This is a genomic window from Sphingobacteriales bacterium (genome assembly GCA_016700115.1).
Taxonomy (GTDB): Bacteria; Bacteroidota; Bacteroidia; order Chitinophagales; family UBA2359; genus UBA2359.
The window spans coordinates 4,596,773-4,616,166 of record CP064999.1 but is presented as its reverse complement, the minus strand read 5'-3'; the positions used below and the strand labels follow the sequence as shown (position 1 = coordinate 4,616,166).

Here is a 19,394-nt window from a genome sequence, read left to right as displayed (position 1 = left end):
ATTGTTGGTTGGCTAAATAAGGCGCAAAATATTTGTAGCCGCGCAAAGTTAATAAATAGATTCTCTAATTCGCACTAATTGAGTCAATAATTTCTTTAACTCGCTTAGCCGGAGCATATTAGCACCATCAGATTTCGCTGTTTCAGGCTTTGGATGGGTCTCAATAAAAATACCATCCACACCAGATGCTATACCGGCACGAGCTATGGTATTGATTAAATCAGGTAAACCTCCTGTTATCCCTTCAGATTGGTTAGGCTGTTGCAATGAATGTGTGCAATCTAATACTACAGGTACGTTGAACGATTGCATAATTGGGATACTTCTGTAATCTACAACCAAATCTGTGTAGCCAAATGTCGTTCCCCGCTCTGTAACAATGACATTAGGATTACCTGATTGCCGGACTTTATCAATAGCGAATTTCATGGATTGAGGGGACAGGAACTGACCTTTTTTAATATTGACCGTTTTCCCTGTGTTAGCAGCAGCTACCAAAAGTTCTGTTTGTCTGCAAAGGAAAGCCGGAATTTGTAAAACATCGGCAAACTCTGCTGCATGAACTGCCTCGTCCGGCAAATGAATATCGGTTGTAACCGGTACATGATAGGTGTTACGTAATTTTTGCAGCACTTCAAAGGCTTTTTCATCTCCAATTCCGGTAAAGGAATCTAACCGAGACCGGTTAGCCTTGCGATAGGATGCCTTAAAGATAAAAGGGATTTTTAACTCATCGGTCAAAGGAATAACCTGATCAGCAATTTCAAAAACGATGTCTTCACTTTCTACAGCACATGGGCCGGCAATGAGAAAAAAATTGCCTTTATCAAGGTGTTTGAGATTAGGAATGTTAAGCAACATAACTCTTTTTGGGAAATAAAAATATTAGCTGAACTCAATTAAAAGAATTATTAACTAATCAAACCTAAATTGGTAAAATTGAATTCAGATTGGTTCAAAGTTCAGAAAGCAGCAATTCGGCTTTTTGAAAATCTTTAAATTCAGGGTGAGTTGTCAGTTCGATAAGTGTTTTGCGGGCATCTTGAGGTTGTCCGTTTTGGATATAGGCCAATGCCTGATACCATTGAATTGAAGGGGTTAATTCAGAATACTTGCTTAAGAACAAAGAAGTTTGCAAATGATTTAGTGCAATTTTTGGCTCATTTATAGCAATATAACAAACCCCTAAGTAAAAATGGTCAATATACACATCCGGGAGTGGGTTGTCAAACATTTTTTCAAAAGACACGATAGCAGATGAAAAATTTCCGGAACGATACTTAAGTACGATACTATTCCACTCATTCTCTAAATTTGCATTTTCAAAAGATCTGCTTGTAGATAAAATATCAGGAGGGGTGAAATGCCTGAAAACCAAAGTCTGTTCTTTTCCAAGGGACATGAACATGAACAAAAACGGAACAACTAAAATGATGGTAAAAAAGATGGCGATTAACGGGGCGTACTTTCCGTTGAGGAGTTTAAATTTTTGATAGTTTGTTTCTTCCAGATCAAATTCTTTTCCCGAAGATGAATAAAACAACTGATCGGACATTTTTTCTTCACTTGTTTTAGGGAAACGAATGTCGTTCGGTAAAAAAATTTCAGCCGTATCTTCCTGCTCATCAAATGAATCCAAATTTCCCTGCTTCAATTTATTATGTAACAAGCGAACTTCTTCCGTATTCAGTTTGCCTTCTAAATACTGGTCTAAGATTTTGTCCAATTCATCTTGAAATACATGGGACATATCGTTCAATAATTATTGAGGGTATTTGCTTACGTTAAAAACTGTTTTATGACTTCAAAGTTCTGTTTTTTTTGAAAAAAACAGAATTAAATTTCAGAATAAATTTCGAATAAATTATTGCAAAAACAAAACAGGAGGGATTTAAAGCAAAATGCCCGTAAAAAAAGACAACCTTAAGTAAAACTAATCAAGATTTTCTAATTTTAGAAAATATCCAAAAAAGTAGTTGGTTGACATGACTATTTATTGAGTTAATTATCAAAGCATTTTTAAAACATCAAACAAGTATTTTTGTAAAAGAATAAAAAATTGTTGACACATGGCATACAATACCGATTTGTTTGATTTAATAAAAAGTTTGACTCCGTCTGAAAAAGCCTATTTCAAAAGATACGGTTACAAAAAAACGGTCGCCAATAAAAGTGAAGTTCAAAGTTCTTATTTACAATTGTTTGATGCTATAGACAAACAAGACGTGTATAATGAGAGTAAGCTGTTAAAGCAGTTTGCAAAAGAGAAATTCACCAAAAACTTCTCAGCTACAAAAGGATACCTGTACAGTATGGTGTTGAACAGTACTGTTACTTATAATGAAGGAAAGTCGAATACGGATCAGATTTTGGTGCTTTTACGCGAAATAGAATTGTTAACCCGCAAAGGACTTACTAATCAAGGGTTGAAAAAAATTGAGATTGGTTTGAAAAAAGCTCAAATGAACGAACAATGGAGTTTGTTTTGTTACCTGCTATTTGAACAACTTAAAAATTCCGATTTTTTTTCTGCTTTGAATGAAATGTTTTTTAACAGCATTGTTCAAAAAAACATGGAAACTACAAATTTAGTCCGGCACGACATGGAGATGGCAATCTTGCTTAGAACCTTTCACACCAAATGGAGGCAATTGGGCACAGTTGCAAGAAGCGAGAAGCAGATTTCAGAGTTTCACGAACTGATGCAACATCCTTTTTTGCAAGACGAGAATTGTGCTTTAACCAATTTCAGCAAATTGTCATACATTAATATTCATGTGTTGTATCAGGGATTTCTTAACAATACACAGGAAATGCACAATTATCTGATTAAAGGCATCCGGTTATTTGAAGACAATCCTTATTTAATAGAAATAAACCTAAAAGACTATCTTTATTTTTTAGATATGCAGCTGGGAATTCTGATGGGGCTAAGCCGATGGAAAGAATTTGATGTTTGCATTCAAAAACTTGGGCATTTATTAGACAACGAAAGCAATAAGCTTAAAACCGAAGATGCAGCTTTATATCAGAGCGGTTATTATATTTTAAGACTGTTAAGGCATTATAAAACTTGGGACTTAGAAGCAGCGTTAGTTTTTGTCGAACCAATAAAATCCCGCCATGCCTTATTCCCTTTATATAAACACATCATTACCGGTAATTTATTTTTTATTGCACGTTCCTATTTTATGGTAGGGATGTTTGAACAAGCGCTGTCTGAAATTAACGAAGCACTTAATATAGACGAGGTGATTAATTTTTCAGATTATTATGCCGGTTTGCGAATTTTGAATTTACTTACTCATCTTGAATTGCGAAATGAAGCATTGCTCGAATATACATTGCGTTCCACTTACCGGTTTCTTCAGGACAGGCAAAGACTGTTTGTTATCGAAAACCTGTTTTTAAAATTTTTAAAAAAACTACTGAATATTCAGGGTAAGGATAAGATTTTGGTTCTTTACCGGGAGTTTTATGAAAATATTCAAACAGCAATTGACAAAGATCCTAAAGAAATTGCTCCTTTGCGATTGTTTGATTTTAGGTTTTGGCTGGAAAGTAAAATCAAGGAAATTCCAATGAAAGAATTAGCTAAAACCTATAAAAATAATTTTGGCAGCAACATTAGTGATTAAATAAAACTCATTTCTTTTTAAAGGCGGGAATGGGTCTAAATTTTTGATAATTTTCCACACTGGTTTTTTAACTGTATTCTTTAATTATTCGGCATTGAAACCCGTTATATTAAAAGGGTTTAGCTGTTTTAGGTTGCCTCCCAACCTTTAAGTTCAGATGGTTTTTGGTTTGTTTTATGGTTTTACCGGCTGTTATCTTTGTCTTACAAATCAAAATTACCACAAACAAAATCTTTAATTATGAATCAGTTAACTTTCGTTATTATGTTACTTGCAATGTTTACTAACTCTTTTAATCAATTAAATGCACAGACTAAGATGCAAATATTAGCTAATCAAAACGGTTATGCTTTAACTGCAGAACACATACAGATTTATATTGGTTATACTGAACTTTTAACTATGGAATTACTATCTGAAACGGAAAAAAAAGAAATAGAAAACAATTTGATTTCGCTGTTTAACCAATATCCTGCTCAAATTGTCAGTTTTGCTTCAGGTCTTCAAAGCGATTTTGCAACTTTCAGACAGTTGACCGACCCTTCACAAATCGGGTTCGCCTGGGGAGTTATTAAAGGGTATTTTTATCAAAACACCTATTCTTATCCGGACGAACAATTGGCCTATTTTGCAAAACTTGCAAAAGATAGCGCCCCTGTATTGGCATATAATCAGGCAAATAAGGCAGCTTTTACAGAAACAGATTTAGAAGGTTTTTCATATTTAACTGGATTGAACCAATATGGAACTAACGGATTTAATAATTCAGAAATAAAAAATTCTCTTCGCAACGATATTATCACTCAGTTTCCAACTTTGAACCAACAGGCAATTGCGTCTGTGATGTATTATGCCTACTTAGGCACTATGTTAAAAAATGTGATGAGTCAGTTAAATCATACTCAACAGAATCAGCTATTAGCTCAGTTATCCTACACCAAACCGACACAAAGTTCAGATTACGGCAACTTAACATCTAGTGAATACAATAGCTTGATGGATCAAATCATCAGGGAAGGAAATCTGGGACGGCATAATACTATTCAGGATATGAGTGTGGGGGGTTACAAAGAATATTGGTATTCTAAATCGAGTCCTTCTTCAATTTTAGGGTGGTAAATTTACTCCGGAATTACCTCTTTATTCTTAAAGATAACTTATCTATATTAATTATTGTCGGCACTTATCTGCAATTCAGGTAAGTGCTTTTTTTGTCTTAACCATCAATATGCCACCTACCAAAAGGTTTGCGTTTATCAGGACACGCATAAACCAAATTATTATGTACCTTTAATTTTTTTTACCTTCTTCACTTAAGTCCTGTCTTGTTATGAATAACTTTTTACACTTATCAATTTTAAGTTCAGCCCGAAAGTCTTTTGTATGGGCAGTGTTTTTAATTGGATTTTCACTCTTTAACTCCAATATTTTTGCTCAGCGTCAGCCCGGAGACACAGTCGTAGTTCAGACATTTACGTTTAACGATCCCAGCCCTATTGGTTGGGGAGCACCTTATGTCGGAACATTTACTTTTCCCGATGGCTCTGAATCTTATGAAAAAGTGTTGATGTATCAAACCCTGAAATGCAGCCCTTTAACCAATGCAGACCAATATCCCTGTGGTGAATGGGATTATCTGACTTATTTTGTCGTAACAAACCACGATGGACTGTATGATTCAACCTATAAAGTTCAGCCAAATTACACCATCAATGGAAATACGCCAAGCCTTTTACAATATACTACTTCACCAACCTATACAATTTATCGCTCCGAACAAACTGAAGTTGTACATAATAATACCATTTCATTAAATACGGCAACTATTGGTGCCGGAACCGAAAATAACGAACAGGTTTTTGGAACAAGTGTGAGCACCCGCAGGGCACAGTTTGTCTGGAGAGCAAGTGAACTAACTGATGCCGGACTTGAAGCCGGCTTAATTACCGGTATGCAACTTAATCTTAGTGCTTTAGGTGCAGATTTAAACCATCTGACTATCCGGATGAAACATTCTTTTAAAAATCAGCTTACGTCTAATGATTATGAAAAAACTGATTTTGTTGAGGTTTATCGTTTAAACACGACTTTTTCCGCTACTGACTGGCAGGATTTGCAGTTTAGCAATCCTTTTAACTGGAATGGCTCTTCAAATTTGGTCCTTGAATTTTCTTACAGCAATGGGCAAAGCGGTGCAGATAATTCGGTGATGTCAGAAGAAACTGCTTTTTCTTCCGGCATTTACAACAACAGAACTGAGTATTGTCTCGATTTTAAAGGGTCCGATTATATTGATGTGCCTGTATCTGCCATCAGTACATTAAACAACGAAGTAACAATTAGTTTTTGGACTTATGGAAATCCAGATGTTCAACCAAAAAACAACTATAATTTTGAAGGAATTGACGCAGCCGGAAACAGGGTTTTAAACGTGCATTTGCCTTGGAGCAACGGCAATATTTATTGGGATGCCGGAAACAGCGGCTCTGCTTCTTATGACCGAATTGAAAAAGCAGCCCTTCCTTTAGAATATGAAGGACAATGGACTCATTGGGCTTTTACCAAAAATTCCACAACCGGTGTGATGAACATTTACCAAAATGGTATTCTTTGGCATACCGGTTCTGCAAAATTCAGGACTATGGGTGGAATTGACAAATTTTTAATTGGTATAGGAGGAAACACGACTAATCCTGCAGATTATTACAACGGCATGATGAAAGAATTTGCAATTTTTAACAAAGCATTAGATGCATCTTCTATCAGTTCCCTGATGTTTAGGTCTATTGACGATACACATCCAGATTTTGCGAACCTGATAGGGTATTATCCGATGAATGATAACATTGGGAACACTTTAACGGACGTGTCTTATTTTGCAAATCACGCCGTCATGCATGGTTATCCTCAATGGAAAAAAATTAACCCTGTTAATAATGTGTGGAATATCAGCACTACAAATCTTCGCCCCAATATTGTTTATGAACAAGGGGTATATGAGTCGGATTTTAACACTGTTTTTGCCGATGAAATGGAAGAAAACGATTTGTCTTTTATTGTTCTTTACGAAAATTCCGGCAGTTCGGGTATCATACAAGACGATGACCCTAATCATCCAAGCCTGGCAACCAGTTCATTTTATGCCTGGCCTGCTAATATTTATACCTATACTTTTTTAAATGGAGTAAAAGTTGATTCAATATTGGTTAATCCGGATGTAACGATTATCAGAAATGATCATGAATATTACAGCAATACAGTTACCTATGAAATTGGGCGATATATAACTCCCTATGGGATAAACTTAGACCTTGGACCGGACGGTAAACGATGGGTTTTTGATGTAACCGATTACGCTCCTTTGTTGAGAGGTACGGTTGATTTACGAGCCGGCAATAACCAGGAATTACTTGACCTTAAATTTGTATTTATTAAAGGAACCCCACCCCGGGAAGTATTGGGCTTGAAGAAAATTTATAACGATGGCAGCTATGACTATTCGGCAATGTTAACCAATGCGCATTTGCCTCCTGTAACCATCAACTTACCCGAAGAAGCATCAACTTTCAAAATTAAAACGCGTTCCAGCGGACATGGTTTTGGAGCAAATTCTGAAAACTGCGCTGAATTTTGCCCCAAATTTCACAGAATAAGAATTGATGGGGTTCAACAGTTTAACTGGTATCTTTGGAATGAGTGTTCAGATAATTTCGTTTACCCTCAGGGAGGCACCTGGGTCTATGACCGCGCAGGATGGTGCCCCGGAGCTGTAGTTAATTCTTATGAACACGAGTTAACCCCTTTTGTAACCCCCGGTCAACCGGTTAGTATTGATTATGAAATACAAGGCTCAACTATGCCTTACGGGAACTATATAATTTCAGCTCATCTTATCAGTTATGGGCAGCCAAGCTATTCGCTTGATGTATCGGTGGAAGATATTATAAATCCCAGCTTGGACGATATGCATAGCCGTAAAAATCCGATATGTACCAATCCCCGGATAAAAATACGGAATACAGGCGCACAAACTATTACAAGTGTCTTGATTACTTATGGTGTGAAACAATACAGCGATATCGCCCCGACCTTTCCTTGCTACTTCAGATGGACCGGACAACTTGCTTTTATGCAGGAAGCAGAAGTTACTTTGCCTTTATTTAACTGGACTAACCTGAATTCAGAAAATCCAGTTTTTTATGTTGAACTTAGTGAACCCAATTATGCAATCGGAGGAGATCAATACCTCAACAACAACTATTTGGAATCTCCCTTTACGCTTCCTCCTCAATATCAAAGCGGGTTAAGTCTTTATTTCCGCACCAATGCTGTGGCCTATCAAAATGCTTATACCCTGACCAATGATTTGGGGCAAATCGTGTATTCCCGTACCGGTTTGACTAACAACACTACTTATGACGATGTATTTAATCTGCCAAACGGTTGTTACACTCTCCGATTTACCGATGGAGGACAAAACGGAGTCAGTTGGTGGGCAGCTCCAAGTGAAGGCAACGGATGGGTACGTCTTAAAAATCCGGCAGGAGGGTATTATGTGGACTTTGAACCTGATTTCGGAATGGATATTGTCCATCATTTTACGGTTGGCTATGATTTGGGAGGAGAATACAATGGGATTGAATGTGAAAATACCACTTCAGTAGAACCGGAGTTAAATCAGGATGAATTGGCTCATGCGGTGAAGGTTTTTCCCAATCCGACTTCCGAAGGGCAGGTATTTTTAGATCTCAATTTTAACGAGTTTAAAACTTTGGATATACGCGTTTACAATGCATTAGGCCAACTTGTAACTAATCAGCAGGCAACTGTACGCAATCAGGTATTGGAATTACAAATGCCAAAGGCAAAAGGCATGTATTTTATCCAGATAGGAGCAGGTAATCAGGTACATACAGTTAAGATAGGTGTTTTGTAAATTTCCTGAACATTTGAATATTCAGTTAGCAGTCAGTTAAACCGTTTTAAACCAATAAATAGTCCATCCATTTGTTAAAGCATGATAAATAAAAAAAGTTGGGTTTATGCCGGTAAGTTGAAACGGCATACAATTGAGTTGGCGCACGACTTAACTCATCAAAAAGTTTATGTGCGGCTAAACGGAATTCTTCTTTATGAAGAATCTTTACCGGCTCAGCAATCTGAAAAGGCCTTTAACTTTTTTATAGATGATGAACTTTGTGTGTTGAGCATTGAAAAAGTGGGAGATAAATACGCTTACCGTTTTACTTCTCCCGAATATTCGAGCAGTTCAACTGCAAAATTGCGCAAGTGGAAAGACCGCCTGTTGATAGTAGCTATTATTTTCGTTTTTAGCTCAATTTTCGGTGGGTTTGGGGTTCCTTTTATTACCAACATCATTCGGACAAATCAGTTAAACAACAATCTGGAAATGGGTGGGATCGTTACTTCAGTAGATATGGTAAAAGGGGGAGTTATCATTGACGGTGAAAAAGTTTCCCTGTCCTATCAATACCTTGCAGGATTGAAACAAATCAAACAACATCTTGAAATTCCCGCAACGGACAGCAGTTATAGGATGTATGCAAGTTTATTACCTGTAACAGATCAAAGCAGTTTTGAAGTTTTGTATTCGGCAAGCAATCCGGATATTCACCGGTTGCTTTTTCAGCCCTCTGAAAAACAGTTGGCTGTTTTGAAGATAACAGCAAGAAACGCATGTCTTAAATTGGGCAATATTCCGGTTCAGGGTACTCAACAGCAAATGGTATATTGTGATTGTTTGATTCGTTATCTGTTTATTCATCACCGTTTAGAGGGATTAGCAAGAATAATCAAGTCAAGCGAAACTCCTGATTCCAGTCCGGTTTATAACAAGGATACGTTTAAACAATTTATGGATAGTGCATTACAAACTGAACTACAACAGATTTGTATTCGTGCTGCCAACGAATAGTATGGAGTTTCATATAGCCTATTGATTTGACAGTTAAAAATCAACAGATTTAATCAAAACATAACGCTGACTTGTTTTGCTAATCTGATTTTTTTAGCTTCCTTTGTTTGTTCATCTTTTTGTTTTAAAATTTTATGTCCGGAATAATCATTGCTCCAAACTCACTGAGACCAAATATCTATATTGCCAATTCGCCGGGTAAAGGTAGGGGTGTTTTTGCAGCACATGCCATCAAAAAAGGAGAAATCATTGAAGTATGTCCAGTCTTGTTGTCATCAGAAGCCGACAAACTATTTATTGATAAAACAGGCTTGTACGACTATTATTTTATTTGGGGGGAAGAACAAAACATGATTGCTTTGGCTATGGGTTATGGTTCTCTGTATAATCATTCTTATACACCAAATGCCTTTTATGAGGCAGACTATGAACACAATATCCTGACTTTTATTTGCCATAAAAATATTGAAGCTAACGAAGAAATAACCGTTAACTACAATTGTGATGCAGAAGACGATTCCCCGGTTTGGTTCGACAAACAAAAAGAAACATAACTTCCGGTAAAACAGCTATAATAAAACCACACATGTATAAATTTGCCAAAAGAAACTATGATTTTAAGACTTTAGGATTGATTTACAGTTTTTTTGTTTTTTTCATTTTTGCCTCTCAAACCTGTAACGGACAAAACAATCATTTGCTGATATCCGGCCCTATGCCGGGTTATACTGAACACCGCGAAGTTTTGATTTGGTTAGAAGTAAGCACGGAGGTTAACAGCATTGCCATCAAATACTGGAAACAGGATTCCCCTTATTATAAAGCATTAACACAAACTTATGGCGGTGTTTTGGGCAATCAGTTTAATCCGGTTAAAATCAAACTGAAGGGATTAGACATAAACACAACTTATCAATATCAACTTATACTAAACGGGGTTGTTCACAATACTCCTTATCCTTTGTTGTTTTCCACGCGAAAACTATGGGAGTGGCGGGAAGATCCACCTGATTTTTCGTTTATTTTTGGTTCTTGTGCCTATATCAACGATGAACCTTATGACAGACCCGGACAACCTTATGGGCAATCTACGGATATTTTCAGAACAATGACTCAACATCGCTCTGAATTCATGCTTTGGGTAGGCGATAATGTTTATTTGCGGGAAGCAGACTGGAGTTCTGAATACGGGATCAAGTACCGATACCAACATGTGAGAAAACTGCCAGAATTGCAGCCCTTTTTATCATCAAGACCTAATTTTGCTATATGGGATGACCATGATTTTGGACCAAATGATTCAAACGTAACTTACAATTTAAAAGATATCAGTCTTCAGGCTTTTACCGATTATTGGGGAAATAAAACTTTTGGTGAAGCCGAAAACAAAGGCATTTACAGCAGTTTCGTCTGGGGAGATGCCGAATTTTTCCTGCTCGACAACCGCTATTATCGTTGGCCGGAAAAATATCCAAACGCATCGGAAAACAAAAACTATTTAGGAAATCAACAAATGGACTGGCTAACCTGTTCATTGTTAACTTCAAATGCCAGATTTAAATTCATAGTTTCCGGAAGCCAAATGCTCAATCCAATCAATGATTATGAATGTTTTGTACATTATGAAAAAGAATACCGGCAATTGATGTCCTTTATCGAGGATAACCAAATAAACGGGGTTTTATTTTTGAGCGGCGACAGACATTTAACCGAAATTATCAAAATTGAACGTTCCAAATCTTATCCGTTGTATGATATTACAAGTTCACCGCTAACTTCCCGGCCATTTGCCACCATAAACAACCATAAAGAAGGCAATAACCCCAACAGAGTTCCCGGCACATTAGTTGCCGAACAAAACTTTGTAGAAATTGCCTTTAAGGGCACACCTGCAGAACGCAAACTGATTATTTCCTGCTATAACGACAAAGCAGAATTAAAATGGACTCAGGAGATTAAGGCTTCTGAATTAATGGCCAAATAGGACAAGTTTTGAAAAGGATCTGATCTGAAAATTCGAAGGGAAAAGAATTTTCTACCAGCGTTTCCCTAAGTTTAAACGCAGATAGAGATTGGTAAACACAAATGAGTTTTGCTCTTCAATCATAATCGGTACCCGGGATACTTTTAAATCTCCGTCATTGTTTTTGACCAAACCGGCATGAATATTTACCATTGCACCGACTTCAATTGACTTTACCATTTCATAAAACTTCGCCCAATCAAAATTAAAACCTCCTTTGAGTTGGATACCGGGGAAAATATTGATTTCATTCCAACCATAGGTAATACCCGATGCTCCATAAATCAAACCGTTGTTTAAAAACCAGGAGGCGTTTTCTTCGGTATATTTTTCGTTACGGGTAATCAAATTACCGACTTCATTTACATCATAAATCAACTCTAAGTAATAAGGTTTGACAATGCCCAATGAAGGCCCGTAAGAATAAAACCAGGAAACCTGCACCCCATTGCGCTGCCCTTTATTGGTAATTGTGTGCATAGTTCCAAAATTGAGATTGATGGTATAAAAGCTATTTTTCTTGCCATAAATATAACCCCTTGCCGAATTACGCCCTGATGCAAAAGGGCTTTGCTGTCGCCGCTCTTTGGGGTGTTTGATATTCATGATTTCTACTTCGATAAATTTTTTCTTGTAAATATTATTGATGCGTACAAAATTTGCAGATGCTCCAAAACCATGAGTATGCGCTTTTAACCCGACACTAAATTCCCTTTTAAATACAATATCGTCCGAAGTAAGCGGAGTCGAGCCGACAATTGGCTCCTGACCATAAACTCGTATTGTGCTAAAGACGGCTACTATTAAAAACAGCTTGAATGACCGGATTACTATTTTCATGGGTAAGGTTTTTATTAGAGGTTGGGTAGAAAATGGCAGAACAATAATAATCATAAATTGCGAAACTGCAACTAAAACGTATGTCAGGTAAACATTGTTTTAAAGAACTTTAATCTTTATCCGGCTAATAATGACCTGCTTTTACCAAATTGAAAGAAACAACATAGGTTTCAAACAATCAAAAAGCGGTCATCTAATTATAGTTGACCGCTTTTTTAAATAGAAATTCGAACGAATGATACTCGAAAGAGTTAGTTCTTATACTCGCGTACTTTACCTTCTTTCTGAACAGGTTCCTGCGTTTTTTGTGCTTTTTTGTTTTTTGAACAACTCACACTACCCACCAACATCATAAACGCTAAAAGAAACGTAAACACCTGTGTAACCTTAATTTTTTTCATGAAAATTGATTGTGTTTGATAAGATAATATAATGAAGAAATAATCTGCCAATTTAAAGTGCAAGCTAATAACGGAAGCTGAAATTCAATAGTATGTCTGCGATTCTATTTTAACAATAAACTTTACTTCACTTCCAACAACTCGACATCAAACCGCAAAATACTGTTTCCTGGAATGGGTCCCATAGTACGGGAACCATAAGCCAAAGCTGCCGGAATAATCAATACGCCCTTACCGCCTTCTTTAAACAGGGGTATTCCTTCCTGCCAACCTTTGATAACACCATTCAGCGGAAAACTAAGGGGTTCATTGCGGTCATAGGAAGAGTCAAAAACTTTTCCATCAAGCAAACAGCCTTTGTAATGAACTTTTACCGTTGAGTTGATATCGGGATTTTTGCCGGTTCCTTCATTTTCTATATAATAATATAGGCCTGATTCGGTTCTCAAAGCTTTGCCTTTAATGTCTGATTTATCCAAATAGGCGAGTATCGCAGCTTCCTGTTCTCGTTTATCTGCAGGTTGAGTTTCTTCGGCCTTTTTGGCAACAGGTTGAGGATTATCCATCAACTCCAACAATTCAAGGTCAAATCGCAAAACAGAATTTGCCGGAATATTATCTCCCATAGCCCGTTGTCCGTAAGCTAATTCAGATGGAATAAGTAAAGTGCCTTTAGTGCCTTCATTAAAAAACATAAGGCCTTCACGCCATCCTTTGACAACCATGGAAAGTGTAAATTCGATGGCTCGTCCCCGGTCATACGACGAGTCGAAAACTGTTCCATCCAACAATGAGCCTTTGTAATGAACTTTGAATTTTTATCGGCATCTGCCGGCTTACCTTCGCCTTTTTGTTCTATATGATAGTACAATCCGGTTTCAGTTTTAGTGAACTTTTTTGTAAGTTTGTTTTTTTTGAGATAATTTTTTATAAGATCATTGTCAATTTCTGCTTGAGTTTTTTCTTTGCCTTTTTGAGCAAAAACCTGTTGCGGTGAAAAAGTGGCTAATAACATGAAAATTGCAAGCAAAAAACTCAATAACTGTTCAGATTTCATTGGTTTGAAGATTTAATTAGTTTTAAACTGAAAAAAATAAGCAAAATAACGGTGATAGCTGCAAATTTATTCTGCAATCTGTTGTAAATACGCCTGCCATCCTGCCTCTTTATATAAAACAGCGGCTTGTTCGGGATTGGTATGTTTATAGATTCCCCTGCCTACAATTATAAAATCGGCACCTCGCTGAGTAAATGCTACTCTGGGACTATTATAAGTTTGACCAAGATGGTCATCTTTGGCTGCAAGGTGAACGCCCGGGGTAAACTGAAGTAATCCCGCATCGGTACTGATTGGTTGTTGAGCTACATAGCCGATAACAATATCTTTATTGGCCTCTCCAATCTTGGTGGCTTTTTGAATATAATTCTCGTCCGTCAATGTGTCGGCGGTTGACATTTGCGCAATGATAACCAAACCTTTGTCTTCCATCAACCCGGTTTCTTTGAGAGCTATTATACTGCTTCCTCCGGCAACAACATGAACCGTCAATACGTCAGCCCATAACGGAAGATTAAACAAACCGGCAGCAAACTGTTTTTGTACTGTATTGCCAATATCGGCAAATTTCCGGTCTTCAAACAAAAGGAAATCATGTTCCTTTGCAATTTGTTTCAGTTCATTAATGGTAGCTTGTGTAAAATCGGGCAATATGTCCACATGTGTTTTTAACATGCAAATATGCGGACCTGTCTGACGGGCAATGTTAATTAACTCCTCTGCGGTGTCCACATCTGCAGACAAAATCAGGTTGCTTTGCTTGGATTCCGCTATTTGCAACAACCGTTTGCTGACCGGTAGCCGGCAAAGTTCAATGCGTTTCTTGTAAGAGATAGACTTTCGGGGTATTTCTTTTTTGACCGGTAAATCGGTGGTTACATTTTCTTTCACAAAATTGAGAGAGCTTTCATAGGCATCCTTATCAATTTTCCCTGCTTGGAGCAAAACGTCAAAAATTTCCTGAATATTAAACAAAGTGTGTACCGTATAACCCATTCTTGCTAAAATATCGGTTCCTCCTTGTTTTCTGTCAACAATCGCAATAGCATGTTGAACTACCAAGCCCTCATTTTCTAACGCTTCAATTGTTTCAAGTATGCTGATACCACTTGTAACGATGTCTTCAACAACCACACAAGTTGCGCCTGTCTTAAAATCTCCTTCTACTATTTTTTTTGTACCATGTTCTTTGCGGTCTTTTCTTTTTACCACCAAAGGCGCATCATGAGTGATGGCAACCCCGGTTGCAAAAGACAAAGCTGCATAAGGAACCCCGCATAAATAATCAAATGCAATATCCTCTAATAAATGAGAAAGTTTAGCACAAATTACCCTCATCAGGCTTGGGTAAGAAACAATTTTTCTAAAATCGAGATAAAAGGGCGACATAATACCTGTGCGAAGTTGAAACTGACCAAACTGCACCGCATTGATGTCATACAATCGCAAAATGAGATTCCGGTTGTTCATAAATTTTTATAGAAGTGGTTTTGATTGGGCAAAAATAGTTAAAATAACCAACCTATGGGTTGATACAGCGGCCAATTCATCCTTTATATACCCAATAGTTTTATAAACAACCAAAGGCAAAAGCGTAATTTGAGTTTTTTTTGTTGATTTTCACGTACTATTTTCTTTATTTTACACGGCTGAAAATTTTTCAAGCATAAGTTCCTGAACTGTTTTAGTTTTTTCGATGGGGTTCGTTTTTATCCCAACATTCCTTAAATTGTAACACTGGAATTAAGAGTAAAAATGGAAAAAAGTACGCCAAAAAGTTTCCATTGAAAAGGTTTTTAAAACAGGTTTTTTCTTTAAACCTCAATTTTTATTCCAAAATTTGAGGTTCTTCTTATTGAAATTTTGATTTCAAAGTTTTTTTTGCAATTTTTCCGGGGGAAATGTATTTTTTACTGATTTAGATTGACTTTCTCCTCAAAACAACTTTAATTTCATTAACTTTAATTGTGATTTTAAACCTGCAAAAATTTATTTTCTCTTTTAAAAAGACAATTTATTTGGCTAAGCTTAACTTTTTTCTCTTTTCATTATTAAACTATTTTTAGAGCGAATTGGCATTAGCAGGGCTAAAAGCTCGAATTGGTCGTTGTTTTTTAATTTACCCCCCTTTTTTTTATTTGAGGGTGGTGTCTTTTAGATTACCTACCTAAATAAGTGATGAAAAAACTAACCGGAGTTTTTAAAAAACAACTGAAACACACTTTGTTTATAAATAAAATTCAAGGACAATGTATAAAATTAATTTCTTTGTTCTGATTTGGTTGTTTTTAGTTTAAATTGTTTTATAATTGTCAATAAATAAGATAATGAACGGGCAACTTCACCATGTAGAAATCTATGTTTCTGACCTTAACAAATCTAAGAAATTTTGGGCTTGGCTGTTGACCCAAAAGTTAAACTATGTTCTTTATCAGGAATGGGATCAAGGCGTTAGTTTCAGGCAAAATGACACTTATCTTGTTTTTGTTCAGACAGAAGATCAATACCAGGATATTCACTACCACAGAAAACGCACCGGACTAAATCATCTCGCTTTTTATGGTGAATCAAAACAGTTTGTGGATCAATTGACTGATGAATTAAGAGAGAGAGGGGTAACAATTTTATATGCTGACAGACATCCTCATGCTGAACAATACTACGCTGTTTTTTTTGAAGACCCCGATAGAATAAAAGTAGAAGTTGTTGCTGAATGAAGGACTGTATTTTAATGGCATGAATAGAATTGCGATTTAAGAAACCTAAATATTATATTATTCCGGCAAACCAAATTTTGTAAGTTGATTTATACGGCTAAATAATATTTTTGTCATTGCTTACATACATATTCTGAACCAAATCTTTTAAACTGCTATCCCGATTTTTTTTAGCAATGTTTAGGGGAAAAACCAAACCTGCCCTGAGTAAAAAATCAAGGGCAGGTTTTGTTGTTTAATTTTCAAAAAAGTCAATCTTTAACATTACTGAAATCTATGACATTCGGGTTATTCATAAACATCATAGACAACACCATTGTTATAAAACTGAACATTTCTTCCTAAGGCCATAAATTCAGATGTTTCAGGTTGGTTTTTAAGTAAATCAAAATATTCTTTAGAACCGAACTGAATACGGGTTACTTTTGCTTTAGAATGAATATAAACATCTGAATCGATCCATTGGTTAAGTTCCGTCTGATAGATGGCCCTTCCCTGAATATTCCGGTATTGATTGGCAACGCTTGTGTTGTAGTCATCTTCAGAGGTTTGTTGATTCATCCGGCTTTGACCTTGCCGGGTTTGGTCTATATTGTCAGCTTTTGATAGGTTTTGAACTTCCTGACTTGAACGAACACTTCCGGCACCTTCACTTTGTTGCATATCGGAGTATTCTTTTTTAGACTCACCGTTTTGAAATGATTTAGGAACCTTTCTTAAATGAGGCATAGGATCTTCGGGTCTTGGAGGACGAATGGTTTGGGCATTGTCTTCTAAAATTAAATAGCTGGTATAAGGAGTAACAATACCGTATTTTTTGGCAAGTTCAACAACTTCACCAATAAGTTCTTTGTCTTCACCATGCAATCTGATTTGGTCTAATAAGTAACCAACAGCACGGGCAGCCCAAAGAGGGGGTATAAATTCGTGGTCAGTATGATTTTCGGGAAGGACAATGTCATACGTAAAAGATTGCGTTTCACCATTCACCTTACCCTTGATAGTAACCGAAGACTTTTGGTTGGCTATTAACTTATAGCGTCCCATCACAGTAAGCGAGGTCCCTTTAAATAAATCTCCCAAATCTTTTGGGTAAGTATCGTAAACAGAAAGATTTCTGCCAAAAGTAAGTTGAAGGTCAGTCAGAACAGGTGAACTGATTTTTGTGTAAAAATTCGAAATTTTAACTTCTATATCTTCCGAAGGCAGAATATAACTGCGATATGCATGGGTGGCTTCCGTTATTTTATCGAGTAGGTGGGTATTGAGGTCTTCACCAATTCCAAAAGTGAAAATTCTGGTATTTGCAGCATTTGTTTTTTGCACTTTTTTTAATAATTCATCTTCATTGGTGATGCCAACGGTAGGTTTTCCGTCTGTAATAAATACAATAAAATATGGCCGGTTGTCTTTAGTTTTAACACTCAAAGCTTTTTCAAGTGCTTCATCAATATTGGTCCCACCAATGGGTTTCAGGTTTTCGATAAATTTTAGTGCATCAGAAATATTGTTTTTGTTGGCAGTTTCCAGGTCATCAAACAAACTTCGGGCTTCGGTCGAAAATCGAACTATATTAAAACGGTCGTCAGAATTTAGGTTGTTAACACAAAAAGATAAGGCTTCTTTTGCTTTATCGAGTTTTTCACCTGCCATACTTCCGGAAACATCCAACACAAAACTAATGTCTTTAGGGATTACTTTTTCATCATTTGTTTCAACTCCCGGACTAATATTGAGCAGGAAAAAGCCATCATCACGGCTGTTTTTATAGGTCAGGGCTGTTATTCCGATATCGTCTGTAGCTTCGCTGAAATAGAGTTTAAAATCAGTATTGGGACTCAGGTTTTTTGCTTCGTATCCAATCCTGGCTTCTTTGTTTCCTTTTCGGATAATTTCAGTTTCGTGGGTCGGACAATATATTGTTTTTAGATCTTCATCCGTTTTCAATGTTACTTCTAAACCGAGGTTATGAATAGGTTTAGCTGCATGTTTTGAGGTATTTAAGGGGTAAGTATATTCTGTAGTTCCATCTTCTTTTTTTAGAATTTCAGAGTAAGAAATTTTAATCCTTAGTTCGCTATTGGGTTCAACAGGAAACACACGAACTTTGAACAAATCGTGTCTGCTATATTCGAGAAGTGCAGGATCTCGCATACTTCGGACAATATCTTCGTAAATTTGAAGGGCTTTTTTAGCATCGAGCAATTCGGCATGAGTTTCTTTTCCATTGATAAACATCGAAAAATCGGCAATAACACCGGCTGAAGGAATAGGAAATAAAAAATAGCCCTCTAACCGGTTTCCTGATGGATTGTAAAAAACCTGATCTATAAAAGTCAATGCAGTTTGACCGGTTATTTTTATTTCTGCATTTTCCGATTTTACCTCTAATTGAAAAGGTGTAAAGTTGATGGGTGGTAAAGGTCGGGGTCTCGGCATAATTTCAGGATTGCCATTGATAAAAGGTTGCCATTGACTTCCTTCAGGCGCTACAATCATAAATCCACCGGCAAAAACTCCAACAGTGGATAAAAGACAAAGTACTAAAACATGAATTGTGAGTTTCATAAAGAAGAGATTTTGGAATTTAGAATGATTGAGGAGGCAAAGCAAAAATTTCTGATTGAGGTATCTTGCTTTATTCAGCTAAAGTTGATTTTATGGATGCTGATATGAACAAACAGGGTGTCTGACCTATTTTGTTTTTAAAAGTTTATTTTTATATTTTGTAAAATATTTCTTAAATTGTAGCATATTTAAGTGTTTTCAAATTAAAACAATTT

15 protein-coding genes are annotated in these 19,394 nt (G+C 36.5%); 7 read left to right on the top strand and 8 right to left on the bottom strand.

The window, feature by feature from the left end:
- Nucleotides 1-48: 48 nt before the first annotated feature.
- Together kdsA and IPM47_16530 are read right to left on the bottom strand one after the other, a co-directional pair.
- On the bottom strand, nucleotides 49-849 hold the full coding sequence (gene kdsA / locus IPM47_16535) for a 3-deoxy-8-phosphooctulonate synthase (protein QQS31508.1): 801 nt from the start codon (nucleotides 847-849) through the stop codon (nucleotides 49-51).
- Between the two features lie 106 nt (nucleotides 850-955).
- Nucleotides 956-1,750: a hypothetical protein gene (locus tag IPM47_16530; protein ID QQS28448.1), complete on the bottom strand. Its 795-nt coding sequence runs from the start codon at nucleotides 1,748-1,750 to the stop codon at nucleotides 956-958.
- A 319-nt stretch (nucleotides 1,751-2,069) separates the two neighbouring features.
- Between IPM47_16530 and IPM47_16525 the strand changes: the two genes are divergently transcribed.
- From IPM47_16525 to IPM47_16500, 6 genes are all read left to right on the top strand, one after another.
- The gene (locus IPM47_16525) at nucleotides 2,070-3,638 is read left to right on the top strand and encodes a hypothetical protein (GenBank protein QQS28447.1); all 1,569 of its coding nucleotides are present in this window, start codon (nucleotides 2,070-2,072) and stop codon (nucleotides 3,636-3,638) included.
- Between the two features lie 318 nt (nucleotides 3,639-3,956).
- Nucleotides 3,957-4,757, top strand: a complete 801-nt coding sequence (locus tag IPM47_16520; GenBank protein ID QQS28446.1) for a hypothetical protein — start codon at nucleotides 3,957-3,959, stop codon at nucleotides 4,755-4,757.
- 211 nt (nucleotides 4,758-4,968) lie between these two features.
- A complete protein-coding gene (locus tag IPM47_16515; GenBank protein QQS28445.1) occupies nucleotides 4,969-8,574 on the top strand; it encodes a T9SS type A sorting domain-containing protein in 3,606 nt (1,201 codons plus the stop codon).
- Between the two features lie 81 nt (nucleotides 8,575-8,655).
- Complete coding sequence (locus IPM47_16510; protein QQS28444.1) at nucleotides 8,656-9,573, top strand: hypothetical protein; 918 nt, start codon at nucleotides 8,656-8,658, stop codon at nucleotides 9,571-9,573.
- 134 nt (nucleotides 9,574-9,707) lie between these two features.
- The gene (locus tag IPM47_16505; protein QQS28443.1) at nucleotides 9,708-10,127 is read left to right on the top strand and encodes an SET domain-containing protein-lysine N-methyltransferase; all 420 of its coding nucleotides are present in this window, start codon (nucleotides 9,708-9,710) and stop codon (nucleotides 10,125-10,127) included.
- A gap of 32 nt (nucleotides 10,128-10,159) precedes the next feature.
- A complete protein-coding gene (locus tag IPM47_16500) occupies nucleotides 10,160-11,557 on the top strand; it encodes an alkaline phosphatase family protein (GenBank protein ID QQS28442.1) in 1,398 nt (465 codons plus the stop codon).
- 51 nt (nucleotides 11,558-11,608) lie between these two features.
- Here IPM47_16500 and IPM47_16495 read toward each other — a convergent pair whose 3' ends face one another.
- The 5 genes from IPM47_16495 to pyrF all read right to left on the bottom strand — a co-directional run bounded on the left by IPM47_16495 (nucleotide 11,609) and on the right by pyrF (nucleotide 15,364).
- Nucleotides 11,609-12,436 (bottom strand): hypothetical protein, encoded by an 828-nt coding sequence (locus IPM47_16495; GenBank protein ID QQS28441.1) that lies wholly within the window; start codon nucleotides 12,434-12,436, stop codon nucleotides 11,609-11,611.
- A gap of 251 nt (nucleotides 12,437-12,687) precedes the next feature.
- Nucleotides 12,688-12,837 carry a hypothetical protein gene (locus IPM47_16490; GenBank protein ID QQS28440.1) on the bottom strand — a complete coding sequence of 50 codons (150 nt, stop codon included), beginning with the start codon at nucleotides 12,835-12,837 and terminating at the stop codon, nucleotides 12,688-12,690.
- 122 nt (nucleotides 12,838-12,959) lie between these two features.
- Nucleotides 12,960-13,463, bottom strand: a complete 504-nt coding sequence (locus IPM47_16485) for an FKBP-type peptidyl-prolyl cis-trans isomerase (GenBank protein QQS31507.1) — start codon at nucleotides 13,461-13,463, stop codon at nucleotides 12,960-12,962.
- 17 nt (nucleotides 13,464-13,480) lie between these two features.
- Nucleotides 13,481-13,894 carry a hypothetical protein gene (locus tag IPM47_16480; protein QQS31554.1) on the bottom strand — a complete coding sequence of 138 codons (414 nt, stop codon included), beginning with the start codon at nucleotides 13,892-13,894 and terminating at the stop codon, nucleotides 13,481-13,483.
- Between the two features lie 66 nt (nucleotides 13,895-13,960).
- Nucleotides 13,961-15,364, bottom strand: a complete 1,404-nt coding sequence (pyrF, locus tag IPM47_16475) for an orotidine-5'-phosphate decarboxylase (protein QQS28439.1) — start codon at nucleotides 15,362-15,364, stop codon at nucleotides 13,961-13,963.
- A gap of 857 nt (nucleotides 15,365-16,221) precedes the next feature.
- Between pyrF and IPM47_16470 the strand changes: the two genes are divergently transcribed.
- Nucleotides 16,222-16,611: a VOC family protein gene (locus tag IPM47_16470; GenBank protein ID QQS28438.1), complete on the top strand. Its 390-nt coding sequence runs from the start codon at nucleotides 16,222-16,224 to the stop codon at nucleotides 16,609-16,611.
- Nucleotides 16,612-16,899: 288 nt separating this feature from the next.
- Here IPM47_16470 and IPM47_16465 read toward each other — a convergent pair whose 3' ends face one another.
- Entirely contained in the window at nucleotides 16,900-19,179 is a 2,280-nt protein-coding gene (locus IPM47_16465) for a VWA domain-containing protein (GenBank protein QQS28437.1), read from the bottom strand.
- Nucleotides 19,180-19,394: the final 215 nt, after the last annotated feature.